This is a genomic window from Rickettsia amblyommatis, assembly GCF_002078335.1.
Taxonomy (GTDB): domain Bacteria; phylum Pseudomonadota; class Alphaproteobacteria; order Rickettsiales; family Rickettsiaceae; genus Rickettsia; species Rickettsia rickettsii.
This window is the reverse complement of sequence record NZ_CP015012.1, coordinates 1,064,333-1,089,576: the sequence shown is the minus strand read 5'-3', so window position 1 is coordinate 1,089,576 and position 25,244 is coordinate 1,064,333. Positions and strand designations below refer to the sequence as shown.

The window sequence follows — 25,244 nt, the reverse complement described above, 5'->3', positions numbered from 1 at the left end:
TATACCGTGGACTATTACGCCAAAACAATTATGGCTGAGCGTTTATCTATGCTGCCGGGTGTTGCACAGGTACAAGTTTACGGCTCACAGCAATATGCAGTGCGTGTGCAGGTTGACCCTGTTAAAATGGCAGCAAATAATATAGGGCTTGACCAAGTATCAAATATTATCAGCTCTGCTAACGTTAATTTACCGACCGGAGCTTTATACGGTAAAGATATCTACTCAAGCATTAGAGCCCCTGGGCAATTACAAAATGCTCAAGAATATAATGAGTTAATATTATTTATGAGCGGAATTTTAGGGAAGCTACTGCACGAACCTGCCGTTGTTATTATTACCGCTATTTTGCTTTCAGGAATTATCTCAACAACCGTAACTCCTATGTTATGTAATGTGTTTTTGAGGGATCGTCATTGCGAGGAACGAACGTAGTGACGAAGCACTCTCAGGGCAACCAACCGAGATTGCCACGGCGTCTGTGATGCCTCGCAATGACGACCTACCACTAACCGAAAAAGTCTTTGAATATGTCAAACAAAAATATGGTAGCAGTCTAAAAACAGTAGTAGAGCTCAAACACTACTATGCTTATATTGCTCTTAGTAATCATCGCAACGGCTTATTTATTTGTAGTTTTTACCGACGCCGCTCAAACTATTTCTTTTGATGCGATGGTGCAAGAACAGCAACAAGTAAGTGATGTGTTACTTAAAAATCCTAATATAGATTCATTTTGGCCATAGGTATTTCAGGTAGAAACTCTGCCGTAAATCAGGGTACGATTTTGATTAGCTTAAAACCTCGTGATCAAAGAAGAGGAGCTGACGCCGTTATAGATCAGTTACGTTCAAAACTAAATCATTCAGTAGGTTTAAGGGTATATATCCAGAACGTACCTACTATTACGATCGACCGACAAGCAACCAAAAGCCAATATCAATATACTATGCAAGAACTCGATCAAGATGTGCTATTTAGCTTTGCACCAAAATTAAAGGACAAGCTCGCACGGCTGCCAGGTTTTATTGACGTAACTTCGGATTTACAAATAGCACAGCCACAAACTTTAGTGCAGATTGATAGATATAAGGCTGCAAAACTCGGTATATCAGTCGAGCACGTCAGAATATCTTATATGCAGCTTACGGTGCTGAGCAGATTTCCACATTATATACCCCAACAACCCAATATGACGTTATTTTAGAGCTAGATCCTAAATATCAAACAGATTCGTCAATGTTATCTTTTGTCAATATTAACTCCGCAAGCGGCAATTTAGTACTGCTAACTACCATTGCTAAAATTGTTAATACTGTTGGCCCGCTTAGTATTTCACATTTCGGGCAATTACCTTCAGTTACGGTATCATTTAACCTGCAAGATGGATATTCAATTAGTGATGCCGTTCCAAAAGTTAATCAAGCAATAAGAGAGTTACAAATGCCGGCTACGATTATGGGAATCTTCCAAGGAACAGTTCAGGCATGTCAGTCGTCTTTTTCCGATCTTAGCTTATTGCTTGGACTTGCCGTTATAGTTATTTACATCATCCTTGGCATGTTATATGAAAGTTTTGTGCATCCTATAACTATACTTTTAGGACTACCTACCGCTATATTTGGAGCATTACTCACTCTACTAATATTTAATAGCACACTTGATATGTACCGATTTGTCGGACTTATAATGTTAATCGGTATAGTAAAGAAAAACGCTATCATGATTATCGATTTTGCCTTAGAACTTGAGAGAACTGGCAATAAATCCTCGCATGAAACAATTTATAAAGCATGTATAATACGATTCAGACCGATTATGATGACTACCATAGCTGCCTCAATAAGAGCTATGCCTATTACTCTTGGAGTCGGAGCAACAGAAGCAGAGAGAAGATCACTAGGGCTTACAGTAGTGGGAGGTTTATTCACATTGCAATTACTTACTCTTTACATCACACTGATAATTTGCCTATATTTAGAAACAGCTAAGAAATGGTTAAAGCATAGCAATTATAAAGCTGAAATTAGAAACTATCCGGAATTAAATTGGAAATCTTAATGTTGTTGTATGGCGCGAGAAACTCGTTCGGTGTTATACCGTGGCTTGACCACGATATCCAGCAAAACAACTAAAAATACTAATAATATTAGTATTTTTAACTAGACCCCGTGGACAAGCCACGGCGTGACAGTGGTATCAAGCTTGTTCAGTATTCGGCGTCGTTTTCTCTTCTCCAGCAACCGTAATTTCATCACTGTCATAATTAAATGTGTCCGTTATAGAAGGAGTAGACGGTACAGGCGATGTGCTTACTCACTTAGAAGGCTTTTGATCTAAATAGTCTCTTACTTCTTGTTTACCAAGCAATTCCATAGCATCATTTTTATTACTTTCGTTTATATATGCTTCAGGAATATATGCCTTAATATATTCCATATCAGATGCGTTTTTTAATAAATAAGGTGATACAAATTCTAGTATGTCCTTACCGCTTCTTTTATAATGAGCAAATGAGTAAGCAACACAAATACCGTAGTCATTTAATAAATGCTTGTCTGTTGAATGTTGTTTTGCAGATTCCACAGCTCTTAAAGCATATAATATCTGTTCTCTTGTTGCTTGAATAGAAACATCATCTGAAGTCATCCCGTAAGCTTTTCAAGCTCTTGATCTTTAAAATGTAATTTTTTTGTTAATTCTTTTATTTCAGTAACAATAGGGTTTTGAAGGCCTTTTATAAAGGTAAGACTAGCAGTACTTGCTGAGAGTTTACTTTTCATGATAGTAATAAATATATTACATCAGAGATTGCTGTATATATCTAATATCTAAAGACTGGATGCTTTTAGCTAAGAATAGGCTTATTATATCGAACAAGCATTACTGCCGTTATCATCATCTTCACGGATAAATTTTTGCTTTACCTTAGAATTGTTATTATCCGGCTTACTATTTTTTACCGATGGATAATTTACAGGCTTATAATTTGTAACGGGCGGGGCATAATTTTGATTTACTACAGCATTTGGACAAGTATATTTTGATATATCACGCTTAGTTTCTCTAAGCATGGCTTTTATCTGATTTAATTCCTCTTGTATCTTTTTTTCTTTAGCGCTATCGTCTTTTCTAACCTTTTTATTAGCTCTACTTAAAGTCATATCATCATCGGATTCAGCGAAGCCGGCTTTTGTTTTTTGCCTTGCTATATCCCTTTTAATCATCTTAAGATACATTTCACGATTTCTCTTTACAGGATCGATTCTTTCTCCTCTTAAAGGACTATCGCTATCATAGTCATCATCATCGTCGTTATCATAATCAAGATTATCTTCTACTATATTCTTTTTAGCCAAAGTAATATATTTATTATTATATACAGGTTTTCTCTTGCCGCCTTTAGCACCTTTGCTATCAACCAATCTGTTATTTGCTGATCTTTGAAAATAGCTTCTAAAATTATCTGTACAAGCTGAAAGTAAAAACATTCCTAAAAATAATATTATAATTTTTTTAAACATATATTTATATTATTCCAAAACTTTTATTAGACTTCCTGTACAACTTAGCTAATAAGGAGGAATTTGTAGGAGACACGGAACGCAGCACCGCAGCGTACGCTTTGGTACGTGAGGATGCGAGTACCGGATCGACGCACAAATTACCCTTAGAAGCAAGTTATGCAGAAAGTCTATTATGATTAATGCCACATAATGGCCAAACTTGCAAGGATAAAGAGCCGAACTACTATGTGCTTAATTAAATTATTGTTATTCTGAGGTATTTTTGGTCTTGTTGTATGTCTCCCACCCCGTCATTGCAAGCGACTAAAAGGAGCGTGGCAATCTCAGGACTTTAGCACGAGATTGCTTCGTCAAAACTCACAGTCTTTCCTCATAATGACGGGAAACAAAATCTAAATCACCTCTTCTATTAGGTTACTTAATAGCTTATGCCCTTCTTTTCTTCTTTTTAATAAATTTTGTGAAGCATCCTCTAATATTTTTGGATTACTTATCAAATCGAGTATTTTATCTGCTAATTTTCCTGCAGAAATATTATTCTGCTCTAAACACCATCCTGTTTTTTTATCTTCCAATAATTTTGCATTGTAATATTGATGATTATCCGCAGCACTAGGAAGTGGAATAAAGATTGCCGGCAACCCTATATATGTCAATTCTTCTATAGTAGATGCTCCTGCTCTTGAAATCACTAAATCGGCTTCTTTATATTGCAATGCCATATTATCAAAAAATTCAGCAAATTCATAAGTAATGTTTAATTTCGAGTATATATCTTTTATTTTTACTTGATCATCTAATGCTGCTTGCTGGATTATATTTAATTCAAGACTTGGCTGTTTTTGCATCAAAATTTGGATACTTGCAGGTATCAGCTCTGAAAATAACTTAGCTCCTTGACTACCGCCAAAGATGAATATTGTAAAAAGCTTGTCATTCCGTGGCTTGACCATGAAGTCCAGTGCTTTTATCAAAGACTTTTTGGACCCCGTGGTCAAGCCACGGGACGACATTTCTATAACCTTTAATGCCCTAATATTCTCTCTAACTACCCCACCGGTAATTACTATTTTACTCTTTGCAAATTCCGGTAAATTCTTTATTTTTTCATAAGAAATAGCTATCTTTTTAGCAAAGCTTGCAAAAAATTTATTAACTTTTCCAAAGTAAGAATTCTGTTCATGAATTATAATCGGTACTCTTAAAAAAATTGCCGCAAACATTGGAGCTATAACAGGATAACCGCCAAACCCTACAGTGACGGAAGGCTTCATATTATATAATAATTTAATAGCCTTTAAAACTGCAATTGATAACCTAGGTAAAAACAAGAAAATATTACCTGAGCGTTTTAAATCTAGGATATGAAAAATTACTTTCATATCCTGCTTTATATATTGTTTGCATCTTAAATCAGTAATACAATGAACTTTATAGCCACGTTTGATTAATTCTTCTCCAAGAGCAACTGCCGGGAAAAAATGTCCCCCCGTCCCTCCTGCTACCAAAATGATTTTTTTCATATTTCAATATTACGAATTTTGTACGAATTTAAAGGCGTTCGGTGTCTTGTAAAGCCAAGAAGCATACCAGTAGCGATAGCTATTGCAAGCGTTGAAGAACCACCGTAACTAATAAACGGTAATGTCATACCTTTAGTAGGCAGTAAATGTAAAGTCACGCCCATATTAATTATTGCCTGAAGCCCTAATTGTGCAATTATACCGCTAGCAGCGAATTGTACAAATTTATCTGTTTCGTTTAATAACTTAATAAGACTTCTTAATACTATAAAAGCAAATATACCTATAACAATAAGGCAAATAATAGCTCCAAACTCCTCACCTGCTACAGCAAAAATAAAATCCGTATGCGAGTCGGGTAGTACCTGCTTTACTGCCCCCTCCCCTGGACCTCGTCCATATAACCCGCCATGCTCAAAAGCCTTAAGAGACTTACTAACTTGATAATTCTCGCTACTATCTGGATCTAAAAACGAATTAATTCTTTGCGTTACGTGCGGTAACCAAAAATAAGCAATAGTTACTCCTATCATTCCTAAAAAACCGGCTAAAACAATCCAAAATATCGGCATACCCGCAATAAACAGTTGAATACCGAAAACTGCCGTAATCATTACAAGCATTCCAAAATCCGGCTGAATAATTAAGAGAATAGCAACAATAGAATAAAGTATTACACAAATCGTAAAACTTGGAAAATCATCATTAAATTTTAGCGATAATATCCAGCCCATAACAACTGCAAAAAACGGTTTGATAAATTCCGAAGGTTGAATAGATAGACCTAGAATATCAATCCATCGCACTGCGCCTTTTACTTCATAGCCAAAAAATTTAACTGCTATTAATAAAACTACACTAGCAATAAATCCAACTATTGCAAAACGCCTTAACCATTTTTTATTAAGACATGAAAATAATAATATCAGTCCTGAAGCGGCAGCTAAATAAAATATTTGTCTAGATACAAAATAACTTTCTTCAAGACCTATTCTACTTGCTACTGCTGAACCTGAGGTAGTAACAAGCATTAGACTAAAAGCAAATAAGATAATTAAAGAAATTATTATTTGCCTATCGGTACTCCGCCACCATAATTTTATAAAGTTATTAGATATTTCGTTATTCATATTATAGTTATTCAATTATGGCTATATTTATAGATGTTATTGCATGGATCGGAAAACACCCTTGATGTCACCCCGTGGCTTGACCACGGTATCCAGAAAAACAATAAAAAATACTAATATTATTTAGTATTTTTAACTAGACCCCGTGGTCAAGCCACGGGGTGACAGGATACTACACAATTTTATAAACAACTCGCCACGCTCTTCAAAATTTTTAAACTGATCATATGAGCTACAACTAGGTGCTAACAAGATATTTTTTACCTCCGCGTTATCACCTACTGCATCCTTATAAGCAAGATCGAAAGCCTGCTCAAGATTATCACATATTACAAAATCTACTATATTCTTAGCAGTATTTGCAAATATTTCTTTAGCTTGACCATAAAAATAAGCTTTCTTAATTTGACTGAAATAAGGCTTTATTTCCTCAATACCACCCTCTTTAGCGATTCCTCCCGCAAGCCAATAAATATTATCGAGTACTTTAATTGATTGCACGGCAGATATGGCATTTGTTGCTTTACTATCATTGTAAAAACTTATATTATTTATACTACCGATATATTGCATCCTATGAGGTAAACTTTGAAAACTACTTATAGATTCAAGTATTTTTTTAGGTTCTACTCCTATTATTTTAGCTACTGCATAACTTGCTGCAATATTCTCACAATTATGAACTCCTTGCAGGTTTTTATTAAAAGGTACAGCATAATGCATAAAGCTTGATACAAGCGAATTTTGCAGGTCTCGCCTGTGCTCACGTATTTTTATACGCTCCGCAGGCTCACCTTGAAATTCATCTTGTCTAAAACTTTTTGAATTACAGCGTAATTCAAAACTTATACCATCAAAAAAATTAGCGCTAATTTTATTATTAACTACCGAAATACCGTGTTCAAGAATTTTAGTAACCGAAAAAGGAATTAGCTTTATACGCTGCTCTTGCTGCAATTTTATAAAGACTTCACGACAATAATCATTATCGATATTAATTACCGCATAACTCTCTTGATCCATTCGATCAAAGATCTTAGATTTTGCTGCAATATAGCAGGTCATATCCTGATGTCTATCTAAATGGTCGGGAGTTATATTAAGAAGCACAGCTATTTTAGCTGTAAAGGTTTTTACTAGATCTAGCTGAAAAGAAGACAATTCAAGTACATATCCATCCTTACTGGCTTTAGCTTGCAAAGCAGAAACTCCAATATTACCGGCAACCGGATAGTCTAAACCGCTACTATTTAAGATATGGCTTATTAAAGCAGTAGTAGTACTTTTACCGTTTGTACCGGTTATAGCTATAAATTTTAAGTTTTTTGATTTTGCAAATAATAAGTCTATATCAGAAGTGATTGGAATATTAAAATTTTTTGCAATATTGACTATCTCATGCGTTAAAGGAATTCCAGGACTTAAGACAATTGTATCTAAATTTTGCCATCTTGAATCAGATAAAGCAGCGATAGCGGTTTTACTATATAATTCTTCAAATATATCTCTATTTGCTTTTAAATCATCATAAACAATTACATCATATTTATTTTGCAATTCCTTGTAAACCGATATACCGGTTTTACCAAGCCCAAAAACACCCATTTTTTGTTTTGTATGAGAATTCATGCATTAATTTGAAAAAACATTACAGTCTTAGTATTCAAGCACAGGGATATGAAGATCAACTGCAAAAAGAGCAAGGCGTTTACAAGTCGAGGAGGGAAGCGTATACTTAATACGTGAGCACCGCAGATCTTGTAAAACGACGTAGCCAATTTTTGCAGTTGATCAAGTATACTAATTCATGTCCTGCATTAATGCTTGTTCACCTTCATTAAATTCACCTTGTCCTTTTACATTACTGTAAGTTGTTTTGCTATGCCCAGGATCAGGTAAATAATAATGAGGCGGAACTTCTAGTGCTTTAGCACGCTGTACTTGATACTCATTAGGTCCAGCTGTTGATATACCTACGGTTTCTTTTAACTTTTTACTACAAGCAGAAGTAATTAATAAAACAGTAAATAATAAAAAAATCTTTTTCACTTAAACACCTATAAATCTAAATTATAATAGACTCCTTGCAAAATGAACTTCTAGAGGTAATTTGTACGTTAATCCGGTACTCGAATCCTCACGTAGGTCTACTACGCTACGGTTCTGCGTTTCGTGTTTCCTTCAAATTCCTCTCTATAAGTTTAATTTTGCAAGGAGTCTATTTTATCGTTACCACCCTCTATCGGTATTACGAATTTTTTCAGCCATAGCTTCAATCTGCACATTATCATAATTCCCTCTAGCCTTTTCTTCAATAACTTTTTTAGTACTATAATAATCTTCTATTAAGATAATTACTCCTATTGTAATAAAGCAATCAGCTAAATTAAATACGGGGAAGCTATAATTCTGATAATGAAAATGAATGAAGTCAAAAACTGCTCCTCTAAAAAATCTATCAATTAGATTACCAACAGCTCCGCCGATTACAAAGCTATAACCGGCAAAGCTTCCGATCGTTTTTGAACGTATCATCAAATAATATAAATAACAGACAATAATCGTGTTCGTTATTAAGAAAATAGCATTGCTATATTGATAATATTCACGCATTAGACCAAAGCTAATACCGTAATTCCAAGTATAAACCATATTTAAGAAAGAAGTAACCTTAAGCATTAAGCCTGGCTTCCATCTCAAATTATCAATAAACCACCATTTACTTAACTGATCAATAATCACTAAGGTTATTATTATACGACTACTACGAGCAAATGTGAGATATAGTTTTTGTAGTAGTGGGCGCATAATTGTAAATGTCATTCCCGCGAAATCGGGAATCCAGAAAAAAACAACCTTAATATTAATACAAAATTATATATTTGATAAAATAAACCTATAAAAAACAAGTTTTTTATAGGTTTTACTAGATTCCCGATTTCGCGGGAATGACACAAGAGTCGTACAACACCAAGTTGATTACGGTATGACAAGGATTCACTCTACAATGAAACTGTGGCTACTTTATCAGCTTGCAATTCCTTATCAAGCTTAACATTTAAAGTTTTTATTGCTTTTTTAAATTGTTTAAATTTCTCTAAATTTTTTCCGTTTAATTCTATACCCGGTGTTGTTTTAACTGACATAGGATTAACATGTTTGCCATCAATTTTAACTTCATAATGTAAATGTGGAGCTGTAGCTCTGCCGGTACTTCCGACATATGCGATAATTTGTCCTTGTTTTACGATATTTCCCACTTTTAAATTTTTTGCAAAATTTGAAGCATGCGCATAAGCAGTAGATAGCGTACCGCTATGTTTTACCTGAATAAATTTTCCATAACCCGACTTCCAACCTATTTCTGTTATAACTCCGTTTCCTGCGGAATATATAGGCGTACCGGTTGGAGCTGCAAAGTCAACCCCCTTGTGCATTTTAGTATAACCGAGTATCGGATGCTTTCTATTACCGTAATGTGAAGAAACTTTTATAACTTTTAGCGGAGTTTTAAGTAAGCTTCTTTTTACGCTTTTACCGTCTTCGGAAAAAAATGCATGATTATTTTCGTTATTGTCATGAGAATAACGATATATATTATATTCTTTCCCTGAAAGATTTAATGAAACATATAGAATTTTACCGTGGTGGGAAAATTTACCGTCTTCCGTTACGTATTTTTCCGTTATTACGGTTGCAGTATCACCGCTTTTTATTTGACGCTGAAAATCGATTTGATAAGCATAAGCATTAATTAGCTCTATTATACTGTTATTCGATAAGCCCAGTTTTTTAAGAGCTGACATAAAATTTGCTTCAATACTTACCGACGATTTAGTAACTTTTTTACTTAAAGGTACTACAATTTCTTCAACTTTAAAATTATCACCTTCTCTAATTACTTCAATAGTTTTTAGCTTATCGATAATTATAACGATTTTATTTAAGAATGCTACCTCTGAGGTTAAATCTTCATCCTCGTTTTCGGTAATTTTTGTTTCATATTCAAAAGTAATTTGCTGCCCTATTTTAAGAGCAGAAGATAATTTTCCCTCTTTTATTAAACTTACAATTTTGTCTATTTCATTTTTAGGGATATGTTGTTCTATCAAAATTGACTTTATAGTATCACCTTTTTTTACTACTACTTCTTTAAATGAAATTGTTTCTTCTTCACTACTATCAGGTTGTACTAAAGTTATGGATAAAGTGTCGTTAACATAATTATTAACAGCAAAAGAGACAAAAACAACTAATCCTATAAATAATAATAAGGAAGCAGAGGTGAGGATTTTTCTGAGACGTGCACTAATAAAAGCTGATGGTAATATGCCATTAAAATCATAAGATAGTGCAGTATCATTCATTAAAATTGCTCTGAAGATTATTTGAATCAATTTTTCATTACTAGTAATATGAACTATATACAAACAAATTACAATAGAAAATTGTAAAATTTTGTTTTATTTCTGTCTTATTAGTTTTTGATTGATTAAAATTTAATATAAGTTAATTTTCATTAACTTATATAGATAAATATTATGCCTAGACTTTCCTATTTTTATTAATTTTTATAAATCTTATATTCTGCTCATCTAGCCATAATACTGTCAAATTACCCAAAATAGAATATTATGAGAATATTTCTTTAAATAAAAACTGTCCTATAAATAGTGAAATAGTTCCAGTAGGCGGTTGTTTTGATTTATTACATTACGGTCATATAGAATTTCTACGCAAAACTAAAAAACACGGTAAGTACTTAATCTTTGCTTTAGAGCCGGATGAAACAATTATTAAATATAAAAAACGTCAACCTATCCATCATCAATTACAACGAGCAAAAATTTTAAGTTTTTTCACACTTGTTGATAAAGTACTTATATTACCTAAACTAAAAGATTTTAATGATTACGCTCGGTTAGTGCAAAATATTTGTCCTTCTATAATCGCCGTAACCAAGCACGATCCTCAATTAATAAATAAATTCAAGCAAAATTAATAAATGCGAAAGTAATAGTAAGTTATTGACTTACTGCAACATCCTAATATAGGTACACTTTCTAGCTCAAATATTATTAAAAATATGTAGTTTTTACAAAAATTTATCGATTTTTACTTTAATAAAACTGTATATCCATTTATATTAAATATAAATAACTTTATATGTGCTATGAAAAATATTATTAGACATCTTTCCAAACCAGCTTATAGAGAGGAATTTAAAGGAGACACTTCCCCTCGCACCGCAGCGTACAAAAGCGTACGTGAGGATTCGAGTACCGGCTCGACGTATAAATTACCTCCAAAAGCGCAATTTGGAAAGATGTCTATTGCTTTAATTTGTTTTTTGATTGTGAGTAGTAATTGCTTTGCTTCCGAGCCGTTACCTTGGCAAGTAACGTTCCAGCCGCCGGCAAGTCCGATTATGGAGGAATTACATCATTTTCATAATTTTCTGCTTTATATCTCAACAGCTATTGTTTTATTTGTTGCCGGACTACTTGGCTTTGTATGCATCAGATTTAATGCAAAAAATAATCCCGTACCGGCAAAATTTTCACATAATGTTTTAATAGAAATAATTTGGACTGTAATACCTATAATAATTTTAGTTATTATTGCAGTGCCGTCTTTTAAAATATTGCGTCATGCCGAAAAAATACCCGAAACGGATTTAACTATTAAAGTAGTAGGTTATCAATGGTATTGGCATTATATATATCCTGATCATGATAATTTAGAATTTGATAGCGTAATGATCTCTGATGAGAATTTAAAACCTAACCAAAAAAGATTATTAGATGTTGATAATCGAATTGTTATCCCTGAAAATGCTACCGTAAGGTTTCTCATTACCGCAGGTGACGTGATACATAGTTTTGCCGTTCCATCACTTGGGTTTAAAATAGACGCAGTCCCAGGCAGAATAAACGAAACCTGGACAAGAGTGGCTAAAAAAGGCGTATATTACGGACAATGCTCCGAACTATGCGGCATCCATCACGGCTTCATGCCGATTGCTATAGAAGTAGTAAGTAAAGAGGATTTTGACCATTGGATTGCAAGCAAGAATAAGACGGCTATGAATGGCAAGAAGCCAAAATTGGCAGTTAACTAATTATATTTAGAAGTGCTATGGAAAATTATAATACAAAAATATCTGCACTAGATAAATTACTAAACGATATAACCGATTCTAATCGACATTAAGAAATTATTAAGTATTGATTATAGGCAAATTTTGTGCTATGGGTACTAGTTTTATAACCGATGATATGAATCATCCTATGGACGGCTTTTCTACTTATCCTTTCTTTATTTTTGAAAATTGGAATAATTACACGCCTTCACCTGACAAAAGAAGAGACACCGTTATAGGAAATGATGTATGGTTTGGTACAAACTCTACCATTTTGCCCGGAGTTAATATAGGTGACGGAGCAATTATCGGTGCTTGCTCAGTAGTAGCTAAAGATGTACCACCGTATAGTATTGTTGTCGGTAATCCTACAAAGATAGTACGCTATAGATTTCCTGATGAGATAGTTGAGCAATTACTTGAAATTAAATGGTGGGATTGGGATTATGATAAAATCACTCGGAATATTCCGGCAATTGTTGGAGCAGATATCGAAAAATTAAAACAGGCAGAATAGTAATTATGAATATAGCTACTACCGAAATTTATCACGATGACCACCACACCCCACACGGTTGGAGGCGATGGCTTTTTTCTACCAATCACAAAGATATCGGCATTATGTATATCATATTTGCCGTTTTTGCCGGAATTGTCGGAGGTTTGTTCTCACTGCTTTTTAGGTTAGAGCTTGCAATACCCGGCGGCACTTTCTTAAATCATGATTTCCAGCTATATAACGTGCTTATCACAGCACATGCGGTTATTATGGTATTCTTTATGATTATGCCGGCTTTGTTCGGTGGCTTTGGTAACTATTTCGTACCTCTGTTAATAGGGGCTCCCGATATGGCATTTCCACGCCTTAACAATATCAGTTTTTGGCTACTAGTTCCTGCTTTTCTTTTACTTATAGGATCAGCTTTTGTTGACGGTGGGCCGGGAACGGGCTGGACGCTCTACCCTCCTTTAAGTAATTTAAGCGGTCACCCCGGTGCAGCCGTTGATGTGGCTATTTTCAGTTTACATTTAACCGGCCTATCGTCAATCCTTGGATCAATTAACTTAATCGTTACTATCTTTAATATGAGAGCTCCAGGAATGGGGCTTTTCAAGATGCCGTTATTCGTTTGGTCTATTTTAGTTACCGCATTTCTAATAATTCTTGCTATGCCGGTACTTGGTGGAGCTATTACTATGCTACTTACAGATCGTAATTTTGGAACTACTTTCTTTAAGCCTGACGGCGGCGGTGATCCTGTATTATTTCAGCATCTATTTTGGTTTTTCGGTCATCCTGAAGTATACATCGTAATACTTCCAGGCTTTGGTATCGTAAGTCAAGTTATTTCAACTTTTTCACGCAAACCTATATTCGGCTATCAAGGTATGGTCGGAGCTATGGTGATAATAGGCTTTGTTGGATTTATCGTATGGGCTCACCATATGTTTACTGTTGGGCTTTCTTATAATGCACTTATATATTTCACTGCCGGAACGATGATTATAGCAGTTCCGACGGGTATTAAAATATTTAGCTGGATAGCGACTATGTGGGGTGGTTCGATTACATTCCCAACTCCTATGCTATTTTCGATAGGATTTATTATATTATTCACGATCGGCGGCGTAACCGGCATAATCCTATCAAATTCGGCACTTGATAGAGTGCTGCACGATACATATTATGTTGTTGCACATTTCCATTATACGATGTCGCTCGGTGCTTTATTTACGGCATTTGCAGGCTTTTATTATTGGTTTGGCAAAATATCCGGTAAACAATATCCGGACATTTTAGGCAAAATTCATTTTTGGATTACCTTTATAGGCGTTAATTTAACTTTCTTCCCGCAGCATTTCTTAGGTCTTGCGGGCATGCCAAGAAGAATACCGGACTACCCTGAAGCTTTCGCCGGCTGGAATATGGTTTCGTCGATAGGAGCAGGTATTTCTATGTTTGCTGCCCTTTATTTTGTATTTATCGTTTTCTATACGCTCAAATACGGCAAAAATTGTCCAAATAATCCTTGGGGAGAAGGAGCAGACACATTAGAGTGGACACTTACTTCACCACCGCCGTTCCATACTTTTGAAACACCACCGCATATTGAGGGATAATAGTGGCTTTGCTGCGTGGATGCCAAGTCATCATTGCGAGGAGTTGCGTTAGCAAAGACGCGGCAATCTTATAAGATAATATAAAAAAACTCCTGAGATTGCCACGTCAGCATAAATGCTGGCTCGCAATGACAGGACCTTTATGAACTATCCGGTACTATGAAGAATGACATAGCTGACAGAAAAACAATAAAGCGATAATAAAATGTATAAAAAACCGATAATAGGTGTTACACCTGATTTAGCTCAAAATTGTGAAAAATATATTTACGCTGCTTTTCCATGGTACGCCTTGCGAAGAAACTATACCGATGCGATTATTGCAGCCGGCGGTGTACCGCTATTATTACCTTATCAAAGTGATACAATAAATCAGCTTATGGAACTTGTTGATGCTGTTGTCATGCCAGGCGGTGATGAGGACATACATCCTAAATTTTATGAGCCAGAATACGCCGAAGATATAGTAGTTTCCAATGAAGAACGTGATAATTTTGAGATATTAGTTTTAAAGAAAGCATTAGAGAGAGATATTCCGGTTTTAGGAATATGTCGAGGTATGCAGTTATTAAACGTTCTTTTTAAGGGTACGCTTATTAAACATATTCCTGATTATATTGAAACTGTAATTAATCATACACAACCTTCGCCTAAAAACATCGTTTCGCATGCAATTAATATAGAAGCAAATACTAAACTTGCTAAAATAGCTAATAATCAGCTACAAACTATGGTTAATTCGACTCATCACCAGGCTGCTAAACAACTTGGTAATGATCTTATCGTATCTGCAAAAGCAGAAGACGGTATAATTGAAGCCATTGAATCAACGAAACATAAATTTGTTATCGGCGTTCAATGGCATCCTGAATATCTTAACGATAATGGAGTAGATTTAGAATTATTTAAAGAATTCGTAAAAGTTAGTAAGTAAATATTAGTTTTTAACATCATTAGATGAACATATTACAAACGCTTTATTATATTCATATCCAAGCAGCCAACAACATACGGAATTTTTAGAGCGTTCATATACGAAAGTAGAACCTCTACCATTGTCTTCTCATTAATACTGACCATAAATTACAGGTCCACATTGTTCTTGCCAAGCAATTGAATATTTTACCCGATTATCTTGCACATCCCATTGTTGTAAACAGCCGCTAATAATACAATTCATTTCAGTCACAAATAGTTTTTTAACCAATTTTTGTATTACCAAATCTTCTTGTTGTTCTACTTGTATATTATCACAATAAGCTATATGTGAGTTTAAATTATTAGCATAAGCTCATGATGTTATAGAGACTATAATAGTAAATAATATAATAAAAATTTGCATATGATACTTTATTTATTAAATTTAAATTAATATATTTAAAGATATTTAATAAAAAACTAATAATCAAATATTATTTATTGTACTATATTATCATTTTAAATAAGATTTCAGACCTTTGATCTGCTATATTATCGTCCAAAACATTATTTATGACTGCTGATTATTCTTTTTTGAAAAGTTTTGCTGAGTATATCATTGATAAATTAGGTAAAGGTACAGAAGTTCAAATAATATTGCCTAATAATTTCTCGTGCCTAGAATTAAAGAAGATTTTAACCAATAAATATAAAATTAAATTACCTATCATTATTCCTTTTAATTCTCTTATTTCAAAAAAAACCGATTCGGATTATATATCTAAAATAGAAGAATTACTTATTTTATCATCCATTATCACCGAATATAAAGAATTACCTTTTAATAAAAATGAATCATTAAAAGCTGCAGAACTTTTAAGAAAATTGTTTAATGATCTTATAATCAATAATATCGATATAAAATTAATTGAAGTCTATAACAATTCTAACTATTGGCAAAAGATTTATAAATTTCTAGAATATTGCTTTTTAAGATGGCAAGAAGAAATATCGTTTACTCAAAAACAAACTAAAGCAGTTTATAAATTAAAGCTATTACAAGAAGAAATAATAAAAATAAAAAAAGGACATAAGCAGGTAATACTCGCCGGAATATTCAAGCCTAATGTTTTTTTTAAAAGATTTGAAGAAGAATTAAAGGATTACATAATTCACTATAATCCTGCCTCCAAGCAGATTAGCGATGGTATATCTTATTATGAGCCTAATGACATTTATGAAGAAACTAAACAAATAGCTTATATATGTAGCCGTAATAAAGACAGACGGATTGCAATCATTACAAATAATAATAAACTTAAAAGAGTATATTGTAATTTTTTAGACAAATATAAAGATCTACTAGGTAATGACTTAAGGCTTACTAATATAGGTGAATTATTAACTTCCATTATTAAAATATTATGTAATAATTTTGATTTAAAACTTCTATTTTTATTACTTAAAAATCCTTTAATTAACTGCCCTACTGTGCAGCAGTTAGAGTTAATGCTATCTAATAAAAACCGTTTTATATCCTCACCGAAATATTTATTGCAATTACAATTTGATAATGAGGAGATAAGAGAGTATTGCCGTAACTTAATAGATATTTTATTTACTGATACTCCACATAATATACAAGCTATTCTAACCTTAACTAAAGAAATAACTGAAAAACTTTTGCCTACTATTTGGGGAAAAGAAGGAGGAGCAGAACTACTTGAGTTTTTAACAAACTTAACCGCATATAGTAAATATATAAATTCAACGGATAAAAAGGATTTTCCTAAAATTTTTTCTTTTTTACTTTCTAATATCAAATATTACAAAAATACCAACGCTGCTAGTATTATTATAGGACGGCCTGAAGATTTAGCATTATGTGAATTTGACTTAATTATATTACCGCATTTTAATAATGAAAACTGGACACTCAGTACTAAAGCTCACCCATGGCTTAGCAAGAAAGCCTTGCAGATACTAAATATAGATTACGATGAAATCGCCCCTACTCTATATTCAGATTACTTCAATTTATTTCTACAAAATAAACAAATAGTTATACTGAATGCTAAAAAATATGATGGGAAGTTGTCAGTGCCGAGTAATTTATTTTTGAAGCTAGAACACGGTTCTGTGTCACCCCGTGACTTGATCACGGGATCCAGTAATTATATGGATACCGTGGTCAAGCCACAGTATGACAAGAGTATTGAGATCCACAGCCTCTCTTTCCCAACCACCTTATCAGTAACCGAAATAGAAACATTAATAAGAAACCCATACGGTTTTTATGCTAAGAAAATTCTTGGACTACGTAAAAAAGATCATATATGGGAAGAGCCTAAAATATCGGATTTCGGTAGTTTGATTCATAAAGTTTTAGAGGAATATTCTAAAAATTACGACAAACAATATATTAATTTAAATTTGCTTGATAAACAAGATGCTTTAATAAATATCGGTAATCATATTTTATATAGCACTATTTTACCAAGCTACACAAAAAAAACTTGGCAAATAAAACTCACGGCTTTCAGCAAAGCTTTTATTTTATTTGATATAGAGCGCCGAAAAAACTGCAAAGAAATCTATTTTGAAACTAAAGGGGAGTTACGGCTAAATATTGTAGGTCAAGATATAAAAATAATCGGTATAGCTGACCGAATTGAAATAAGTAAATCAAACAATATAACTATACTAGATTATAAGACCGGTACTATTCCGACTAAGAAAGAAATAGAGCTTGGACTCTCTCCACAACTTATCATAGAAAGTTTGATGTTACTAGAAAACGGATTTACGAAATGTAATGCTCTGTCCCTTTTATGTCATCCCCAGCCCCTTTTGTGTTATTCACGCAAAAGCGGGAATCCAGTTATGAATAACAATATTACTATCGCCTACGTAAAAATAACTAGTACCGAACCTTATGTGCAAACAACGGAAATAGCTTTAAGCATCGAGACTTTAAATAGACATAAAGCAGGATTAGTAAAATTACTTGAACATTATATTACAAATAAATTCTTTTCTTATGATTTGAATTTATCAAAGTATAATGATTATTTGCATTTGAGTCGATAGGCTAATTATGTCATGCCTGCGAAGGTGCATGGGTGTCAACTTAAGACTCGATGTCATTCCCGCTTACGCGGGCATGACATAAACAAACCATGCAACAAGGCTTTCAGTCGCTCGCAATGACGGATTAGCAACTGCTCGCAATAGTGCTTACAACCCCATCACTAACTTAAATTCTTTACTTTTAATAATCTTACTATTCGTATTATAAATAATCGGATCGTTAATTTTTTCATGACCGAATCTATTTGTTTTAAATACCGGTATATCTAAACTATCTGCAAAATTACGAAGCACTAACATTGTGGCATCAAGATCTTTACCAAATGAACCAAATATTATAGCCTTAACATCCTCAAGTAACCCTGCTTGCTTTAAGTGTAAAAGCTCACGATCTAATCTAAAAGGAGCTACATTCACATCTTCTAAAAAAAGAATTTTGCCCTTAGTCTTTATTTGCCAACTCGTTCCTATACTAGTCTGCACCATAGTTAAGTTACCGCCTGTTAGTTTGCCGTTAACAAGATCACTTGATTTTGCTATATCGTTAAGAGGCACTAAATTATCTATAGTAACCTGCTTTACTTTACCTTTTAATATTTCAGCAAGCTTGGTAAAATTACCTTGATCTTGTTCTAGCTTTAAGAGATCGGCTATATTACTGCCGTGAATAGTTTTCCAGCCCCATTCTTGTGATAGAAAAAGATGTAACACCGTTATATCGCTATATCCTATAAAGAATTTCTCTTTATTGGGTTTTGATAGCTTTAGTAAATCGGGAATTATTCTCGCAGAGCCGTAACCACCTCGTAAACTCCATACTATATTATCAGACTCATCAAATAATGTATCCCGCAGGCAATTAAATCTTATTTCATCGCTACTTGCAAGAAAGGGTAGCTTACCTTTAGCAAAACACTTAGAAGGAATTTGTAAATTTAGTCCATTAATATTTTTTAAATCCGACAAGGTTTTATTATCGGCTCCTGTTGCCGGAGCAACAACAGTAATAGAGATATTTTTTAGACTATGACCAGCAGAAAAAGTTGATATTGAAAAAAATAATATTATTAGTAAAGATATATTTTTAAGAATCATGAATATAATTGATAGGTATTGTTATATGTTATATGAACAGGTAAACCTACTATGTCATGCCGTGGCTTGACCATGGCATCCAGTCTTTATTTTATTTTTTCTAGATACCGTGGCCAAGCCACGCTATGACAGAGGCAAGCACTGGATTCCCATTTTAGCTAGGAATGACATAGAAAATGAGAACAACCTTAAGAAACTATTCTAAATAAAAAGCAGCAGCAGCATCACCGGTAAGCTCTACTGCTTTAGCCTTGATTTGGTCAATAGTAAGGCCACTATATTCTACAAACCAACCTAATAAAGTAGCGTCCTGACCAAAAAAATTAATGTTCTTAACAACCGTTGCTTTATCTATATTACCTTTCCTCATATCATATACAAGTTTTAATGCTTCTTTTTGTGCTGGTAGTTCATGAGTATTAGATAGTGCTAAAGTCTTTACTTTTTCTCCAAGTTTATTCGCCGAAGCCTCTGATATTTCATCATCTTCAGATTTATCAGTTGAATTTTCGCTTATTCTAAGATTTTCTATTTTAGGTTTAACAAGCTTTGTCCATAGCTGGTCAGTTGAACTACAATCACAATCGGCTAGATATTTTTTGCTACCTTCTTCTCCAGTTTTTATAGCATTATCAAGAAACTCTTTAACTATCCACGTATTGTTAAATTTGTTATAAGCAGCTTTTATGAATAGTTCTAAATTATTAGAACCTAAATCTAAGAATTTTTGTTTCAGGTCCATAGGGATATGACTTTTTGTATCTAGCCATGTTTGCATTCCTGATAATATTTCTGACATTACCTTATGAGTGTCTTGTGTCAGTACAGTAATATTGTTACTCTTAATAGTAGCCTCAAGTGCATTTTTAGTACTAGCATCCAAGTTAGATACTAAGTTTTCATACTGGGCTGGGTTACTTTTAGCTTCTTTTAAAGTGCTTACTATTTTCTTAAATCTTGGTACTATTTCTGAATGACTACCCGTAGTGCTTGTCATCCAATCCCATTTAAAATATTCAAACCCGCCGGTAGCATGATTTGGCACTTCAACATGTGCAGATTTATGGTCATATCTAATGCCGATTATATCAAGATCGTTTTTATATTTCTTTACTTGAATATCGTTATCATTACGCTGTTTTTTAAAGTGTTGCTCTAATTTTTTCATACTCTCCTCCTTAATTCATATTTTTAATTAGTGTCCATATCATACTTATATATTACTATATGTCACAATAAAACACTAATAGAAATTAATTTTTTGCTATATCACAAGCATGTAAGTCACGCTTAAAGTACAAACTACTATTCTTATTTAAGATTACCCGATAAATCTGAACATTTTCAAGTACTCTTTGAACGTAATCTCTTGTTTCTCGATAAGGTATAAGTTCTATCCAGTCAATAACTTTTCTTGTATCTTTTATACCCCTTGGATCACCAAACCTATCTATCCATTTTACTACATTATGACTTCCGGCATTGTAAGCAGCAATAGATAGAATATAAGAACCTTTATGATCATCTAATAATTTTTTGAAATGATGCGAACCAAGTTTAATATTATATACCGGATTTCTAGTTAAGTCTGCTACATTACATTTAACATTTATGGATCTTGCGGTATCACAAGCAGTACCTTTAATAAGTTGCATGAGACCCATAGCATTTGCATAACTTACTGCTTGATGATCAAAAACCGATTCTTGTCTAATGATTCCATAAGTTAAATGAGGTGGGATAGGCAAACCTACTAGATTATAAGGCGTTGGAAAAGCACAATCCGGAATAAAAGCATTATTTTGGGCGGCAATTTTTGCCACCTCAACCATATGATTAGTATTATTATTTGCTTTAATAATATTCGCAATTATTTGAATTTCTGCAGAATTTTTAGTGTTTTTCATTGCTGCTTTGGAATATATCAGGGCTAAGTAGTTTTTATTATATTTAACCAATAACCTTATTGCTTTAATAATCTCTTTATTTTCTATAATTTTCCTTTCTTCAGAAGTTATTACGGGAATAGGAGGTAAAACTAACTTTGTCCTATTTAATTCAATATTTGCTGCCTGCCCATAAAAGGTAAAAGAATATTTGGCTGCCTGCTCGTAAAATTTTCTAGCCGTTTGCTTATCGCCTTTTGCTGCATAAGTACGACCGAGCCAATAAAACCCACGTGCTAAACTAATCGGAGTCTTAACAACTTTAATAAACTTATTAAAATGTACTAATGCTTGATCAGGCTTTTTTAAAAAACTTAAAGAAAGCCAGCCCGCAAGCCACTCCTGCTCCCTTATAGTTTCAGGACAAGTAGCAAAAGGAAGCGTTGCCATTCTATAGCTATTAGCAAAATCTTTGTAATCGATGAATTCACGAGCATAATAGGACTGCATACGACACCATTTAGCAAAATGTTTACGGTTATTTTTAGCTTTCTTAAACAAAGTAATCATTTCCTTTGTCGGCTTTTGCATTTTTTTAAAATCTAAATAACGATATAATAAACCGGAAGTATAGTATTTTTCAGGAACACTTTTAAAAAGCTTTTCAGCATTTGGCGATTTACCTATAATCGCAATTTGGACTTTAAAAGAATTACGGTAACCTTGATCTACATATTTCAGGGATTGCTCAGCAGATCTAATATCATTTTTCCATAAATGTTCTTCTATTCGCTCTAAATGATCACTCGCAGTTAAATATTTATGCCACTTATTGTAATATGCATTTTCTTCTTCAGGAGTGAAATTGGCGTATACCCAAGCCTCTTTAATAATCGGTAGTAATATCTTCTGATCTTTGATTAAACTACTTGCAGCTACCGCATAAAATTTATAACCTTTGCCGGTAAGAGGAGGATGTTTACTAAACCAATCAAAAATTACTTTTTTATTTGTATTATTATTTAGATATTCTTCTGCTCTTTCTTCAAGCAGCTTATTTTGAGGCCAATCCGGGTTATTGCATAAAAACCTTATTACATATTCAAAACTATTATCTGAATATTTATTATCTAAATATTTCTGAGAAAGTACAATTTTTGTTAAAATTTTATTATTGACTTCTAGAGCTAAATCTTCGGCTTGTGACCATTTTTTTTGATCGATATAGGTAAAAACTTGCTTAACATTATCTACAGAATCAGAATTAGCATTTACTTTCAAAGCTAATAACAAGAATATAGAAGTTAATAATTTTATTGTGATTTTCATAAGTTTTATGATTTGTTGCGTGGATACCTAATAGTCATTACGAGCTACTAAAAGCGTTGTTGCATGGCTCGTTTATGTCATTCCCGCAAAAGCAAGGAATCCAGTAAAACCTATAAAACCTTATTTTTACCTAATATGTAATTTTTGTATCAATATTAAGGTTATTTTTACTGGATTCCCGCCTACGCGGGAATGACATAGAGACCAACTAAACACCCGTAGAACCAAAGCCACCGCTACCACGCATCGTTTCCATAAGACTACTACTTTCTTCCCATAATATACGTTCGTACTTTGCGATTATCATCTGTGCAATTCGCATGCCTTTTTCTATAATGAAATCTTCTTTACCGAGATTAATAAGAATGACCTTTATTTCACCTCGATAATCTGCATCAATAGTACCGGGTGAATTAGCAACCGTGATACCGTGTTTAACGGCAAGACCCGAACGGGGTCTTATTTGGGCTTCACACGAATCCGGTAGTGCTATAGCGATGCCTGTTGGAATTAGCTGTATTGCGCCTGCTTTGATTGTTATAGGTTGCTCGCTTGCGGCTATTAAATCCATCCCCGCACTATGCTCTGTAGCATATTCCGGCAGACTGCCGGAAAAATTTTCTAGTTTTTTAATTTTAACTTGTGTTATTGTCATATTATTTCATATCAAATTTATCGTTAATAATTTTATTTTCTACCGCATAAATTAAAGAATTAGCAAGATTATCGGTTAATATCTTACTTCCCATGCCAAGTTTCTTTTTAAGCCAAGGCTGCTTAGCACACAGATATTGAAACTTAATATTATCACCGAATTTTTCTTTCATTATGCTATACATATCACCTATGCCGTCAATTAAGCCGTAATCAAGCGCCGTTTGCCCTGCCCAAAATTCACCGTTAAATAAAATTTCGTCTTGCTGAGTTAACTTCCCTGCTCTTCTTGTTTTTACATATTCTATAAAATGTTCATAAACCTGCTTTTGCACATCTTTGATAATTTTAAGATCATCTTTATTAATAGGTTTAAACGGATCCAATACTGATTTATTCTTGCCTTCCGTATAAACTCTTCTCTCTATCCCAAGTTTATTAATTGCTTTATGAAAACCGAATCCGCTTGATACTACTCCGATACTACCGATAATCGAACTCGGCAAAGCATATATCCGGTCACCGCTGCAAGCAAGCCAATATCCGCCTGAAGCCGCCATATCTTCAATAAAACTATAAATTTTTATTTTATTTTCTTTAGCAAGGTCACGAATACGTTTTGCAATAAGTTCAGATTGTACCGGAGAACCGCCGGGAGAATTAATAATTAAACATAATGCTTTTAATTTCTTTATTTTAAAAGCTTTTTCTATTAGTTCATTTAATGATTCTAACGTAAGTCCCGATTGCATAGTACTTACTTTACCGATAACACCGCTAAGGCGTAAAACAGCAATCACCTCTTTAGAATCACCAAAAACCGAAGCCAATAATTGATCTAATTTACTTATATGCCGTTTGGTTATTATCTGATCAAATTCAGCATTCGCCATAGTTGATTTATTTACTTCATTCATTAATTTTACTCATTTTTAATTTAATATACTCGTTTCATTTGAAAAATTGTCTACGTCGTCTTATAAGATCTGCGGTACTCACCTATTAAGTATACGCTCCGCTCCTCGCCTTATAGACTCCTTGCTCTTTTCCAAATTACACTTCGTCTATTTACTTGGAGTTACTATAGCATCCGTTTTTATTGGCGGTAAAGGCTTAGCCGGTTTATTCAGAGATTGCTAGTTATAACTATTTTTAGGTTCAGGATAATTTCCGGGAATGGCCGATAAAATAGTATCTCTAACTTTTTCGTCATACCAATTTGTATTGCCGACAAAGCTAGTTACTATTTTGCCGTTTGGGTCTATTAATATACTAGTCGGTAAACTAACAACCCCTAAGGCTTTAAATAATTCATTTCTATAATCATGATAAATCGGCAAATATCTTATTTGATAGCTTTTAAAATATTCTTGCACAACTTTTATGTCTTGATAATCTTCTGAAATCGGAATTACTGAAAAAGGTAATTTCCTAAAATCTTTTTGCAACATATCAAGATCAGGCATTTCTTTGACACAATGAGCACTCCAAGTAGCCCAAAACACTAACAATATAGTCTTTCCTTCAAACTGATCAAGAGAATATTGATTTTTTTCTTCATCAAAAAAAATTATATTATCAGGAACGCTTGAACCTCTTAAAAATGCTAATTTATCCTTAGGCTTCTCATAGAGCTTAGCATGAATTTTAGGAATAAAAATTATTATAGATAATAAAAATACTATAATACATATAAGATATTTATTATAATTTCTTAAGGTCATATAATAATTTATAGTAATGAAGACATTTTATTTATTCGTATTAGCATTTACATTATGTAGTTGTGGTATAAAAAAGCCTTTAGAAGTACCACAGAAAGAGGCAAA

General features: G+C 33.4%; 22 protein-coding genes and 4 pseudogenes. 11 read left to right on the top strand and 15 right to left on the bottom strand.

All coding sequences use genetic code 11. The annotated features are described in order from the left end of the window. Positions 1-30 precede the first annotated feature (30 nt). From A3305_RS10715 to A3305_RS11865, 4 genes and pseudogenes are all read left to right on the top strand, one after another. Positions 31-596: pseudogene (locus A3305_RS10715) on the top strand (efflux RND transporter permease subunit); the annotation flags it as partial. Further along, a complete protein-coding gene (locus tag A3305_RS11870) occupies positions 588-746 on the top strand; it encodes a hypothetical protein (RefSeq protein ID WP_226984034.1) in 159 nt (52 codons plus the stop codon). The pseudogene A3305_RS10715 and the gene A3305_RS11870, both read left to right, overlap by 9 nt. Continuing rightward, positions 737-2,061, top strand: a pseudogene (locus A3305_RS06200) (efflux RND transporter permease subunit). Before A3305_RS11870 ends, A3305_RS06200 begins: the two are co-directional and overlap by 10 nt. Beyond that, positions 2,061-2,163 (top strand): annotated as a pseudogene (locus A3305_RS11865) (permease); the annotation flags it as partial. The pseudogenes A3305_RS06200 and A3305_RS11865, both read left to right, overlap by 1 nt. 153 nt (positions 2,164-2,316) lie before the next feature. Here A3305_RS11865 and A3305_RS09610 read toward each other — a convergent pair. From A3305_RS09610 to A3305_RS06195, 3 genes are all read right to left on the bottom strand, one after another. After that, a complete protein-coding gene (locus tag A3305_RS09610) occupies positions 2,317-2,649 on the bottom strand; it encodes a hypothetical protein (protein WP_014392193.1) in 333 nt (110 codons plus the stop codon). Further along, on the bottom strand, positions 2,646-2,783 hold the full coding sequence (locus tag A3305_RS09605; RefSeq protein WP_014392192.1) for a hypothetical protein: 138 nt from the start codon (positions 2,781-2,783) through the stop codon (positions 2,646-2,648). The genes A3305_RS09610 and A3305_RS09605 overlap by 4 nt, the downstream gene beginning before the upstream one ends. Positions 2,784-2,867: 84 nt before the next feature. Beyond that, positions 2,868-3,524: a hypothetical protein gene (locus A3305_RS06195; protein WP_014392191.1), complete on the bottom strand. Its 657-nt coding sequence runs from the start codon at positions 3,522-3,524 to the stop codon at positions 2,868-2,870. Between the two features lie 11 nt (positions 3,525-3,535). On the opposite strand from A3305_RS06195, the pseudogene A3305_RS06190 reads away from it, so the two are divergent. Continuing rightward, positions 3,536-3,700, top strand: a pseudogene (locus A3305_RS06190) (palindromic element RPE1 domain-containing protein); the annotation flags it as partial. A 219-nt stretch (positions 3,701-3,919) separates the two neighbouring features. Here A3305_RS06190 and murG read toward each other — a convergent pair. The 6 genes from murG to A3305_RS06155 all read right to left on the bottom strand — a co-directional run bounded on the left by murG (position 3,920) and on the right by A3305_RS06155 (position 10,547). Further along, on the bottom strand, positions 3,920-5,050 hold the full coding sequence (murG, locus tag A3305_RS06185) for an undecaprenyldiphospho-muramoylpentapeptide beta-N-acetylglucosaminyltransferase (RefSeq protein WP_014392190.1): 1,131 nt from the start codon (positions 5,048-5,050) through the stop codon (positions 3,920-3,922). After that, the gene (gene ftsW, locus A3305_RS06180; RefSeq protein WP_014392189.1) at positions 5,047-6,180 is read right to left on the bottom strand and encodes a putative lipid II flippase FtsW; all 1,134 of its coding nucleotides are present in this window, start codon (positions 6,178-6,180) and stop codon (positions 5,047-5,049) included. Before ftsW ends, murG begins: the two co-directional genes overlap by 4 nt. Positions 6,181-6,312: 132 nt before the next feature. Further along, positions 6,313-7,809, bottom strand: a complete 1,497-nt coding sequence (gene murD, locus A3305_RS06175) for a UDP-N-acetylmuramoyl-L-alanine--D-glutamate ligase (protein WP_014392188.1) — start codon at positions 7,807-7,809, stop codon at positions 6,313-6,315. Positions 7,810-7,980: 171 nt separating this feature from the next. After that, positions 7,981-8,229, bottom strand: coding sequence for a DUF3035 domain-containing protein (locus A3305_RS06170; RefSeq protein WP_014365878.1), 249 nt, complete (start codon positions 8,227-8,229; stop codon positions 7,981-7,983). Between the two features lie 180 nt (positions 8,230-8,409). Next, positions 8,410-8,988, bottom strand: coding sequence for a signal peptidase II (lspA, locus tag A3305_RS06160; protein WP_041860507.1), 579 nt, complete (start codon positions 8,986-8,988; stop codon positions 8,410-8,412). 194 nt (positions 8,989-9,182) lie between these two features. Then, positions 9,183-10,547: a M23 family metallopeptidase gene (locus tag A3305_RS06155; RefSeq protein WP_014392186.1), complete on the bottom strand. Its 1,365-nt coding sequence runs from the start codon at positions 10,545-10,547 to the stop codon at positions 9,183-9,185. Between the two features lie 215 nt (positions 10,548-10,762). On the opposite strand from A3305_RS06155, the gene A3305_RS06150 reads away from it, so the two are divergent. The 6 genes from A3305_RS06150 to A3305_RS06120 all read left to right on the top strand — a co-directional run bounded on the left by A3305_RS06150 (position 10,763) and on the right by A3305_RS06120 (position 18,451). After that, positions 10,763-11,182 (top strand): adenylyltransferase/cytidyltransferase family protein, encoded by a 420-nt coding sequence (locus A3305_RS06150; RefSeq protein ID WP_193353175.1) that lies wholly within the window; start codon positions 10,763-10,765, stop codon positions 11,180-11,182. Between the two features lie 171 nt (positions 11,183-11,353). Beyond that, positions 11,354-12,301, top strand: a complete 948-nt coding sequence (coxB, locus tag A3305_RS06145; protein ID WP_014392185.1) for a cytochrome c oxidase subunit II — start codon at positions 11,354-11,356, stop codon at positions 12,299-12,301. 106 nt (positions 12,302-12,407) lie between these two features. After that, entirely contained in the window at positions 12,408-12,839 is a 432-nt protein-coding gene (locus A3305_RS06140; RefSeq protein WP_226984032.1) for a CatB-related O-acetyltransferase, read from the top strand. Between the two features lie 5 nt (positions 12,840-12,844). Then, the gene (gene ctaD, locus A3305_RS06135; protein WP_045799424.1) at positions 12,845-14,443 is read left to right on the top strand and encodes a cytochrome c oxidase subunit I; all 1,599 of its coding nucleotides are present in this window, start codon (positions 12,845-12,847) and stop codon (positions 14,441-14,443) included. A 205-nt stretch (positions 14,444-14,648) separates the two neighbouring features. Continuing rightward, positions 14,649-15,377: a gamma-glutamyl-gamma-aminobutyrate hydrolase family protein gene (locus A3305_RS06130; RefSeq protein ID WP_014392182.1), complete on the top strand. Its 729-nt coding sequence runs from the start codon at positions 14,649-14,651 to the stop codon at positions 15,375-15,377. Positions 15,378-15,934: 557 nt separating this feature from the next. After that, a complete protein-coding gene (locus tag A3305_RS06120) occupies positions 15,935-18,451 on the top strand; it encodes a PD-(D/E)XK nuclease family protein (RefSeq protein ID WP_045799423.1) in 2,517 nt (838 codons plus the stop codon). A gap of 147 nt (positions 18,452-18,598) precedes the next feature. Here A3305_RS06120 and A3305_RS06115 read toward each other — a convergent pair whose 3' ends face one another. The 6 genes from A3305_RS06115 to A3305_RS06090 all read right to left on the bottom strand — a co-directional run bounded on the left by A3305_RS06115 (position 18,599) and on the right by A3305_RS06090 (position 25,139). Then, a complete protein-coding gene (locus A3305_RS06115; protein ID WP_014392179.1) occupies positions 18,599-19,546 on the bottom strand; it encodes an LD-carboxypeptidase in 948 nt (315 codons plus the stop codon). Between the two features lie 196 nt (positions 19,547-19,742). Continuing rightward, positions 19,743-20,714: a hypothetical protein gene (locus tag A3305_RS06110; protein ID WP_014392178.1), complete on the bottom strand. Its 972-nt coding sequence runs from the start codon at positions 20,712-20,714 to the stop codon at positions 19,743-19,745. 85 nt (positions 20,715-20,799) lie between these two features. Continuing rightward, the gene (locus tag A3305_RS06105; protein ID WP_014392177.1) at positions 20,800-22,761 is read right to left on the bottom strand and encodes a lytic transglycosylase domain-containing protein; all 1,962 of its coding nucleotides are present in this window, start codon (positions 22,759-22,761) and stop codon (positions 20,800-20,802) included. A 208-nt stretch (positions 22,762-22,969) separates the two neighbouring features. Then, positions 22,970-23,416: a dUTP diphosphatase gene (gene dut / locus A3305_RS06100; RefSeq protein ID WP_014392176.1), complete on the bottom strand. Its 447-nt coding sequence runs from the start codon at positions 23,414-23,416 to the stop codon at positions 22,970-22,972. A 1-nt stretch (position 23,417) separates the two neighbouring features. Further along, positions 23,418-24,332, bottom strand: coding sequence for a S49 family peptidase (locus A3305_RS06095; protein ID WP_014392175.1), 915 nt, complete (start codon positions 24,330-24,332; stop codon positions 23,418-23,420). A gap of 219 nt (positions 24,333-24,551) precedes the next feature. Further along, positions 24,552-25,139, bottom strand: coding sequence for a TlpA disulfide reductase family protein (locus A3305_RS06090; protein ID WP_014392174.1), 588 nt, complete (start codon positions 25,137-25,139; stop codon positions 24,552-24,554). Positions 25,140-25,244: the final 105 nt, after the last annotated feature.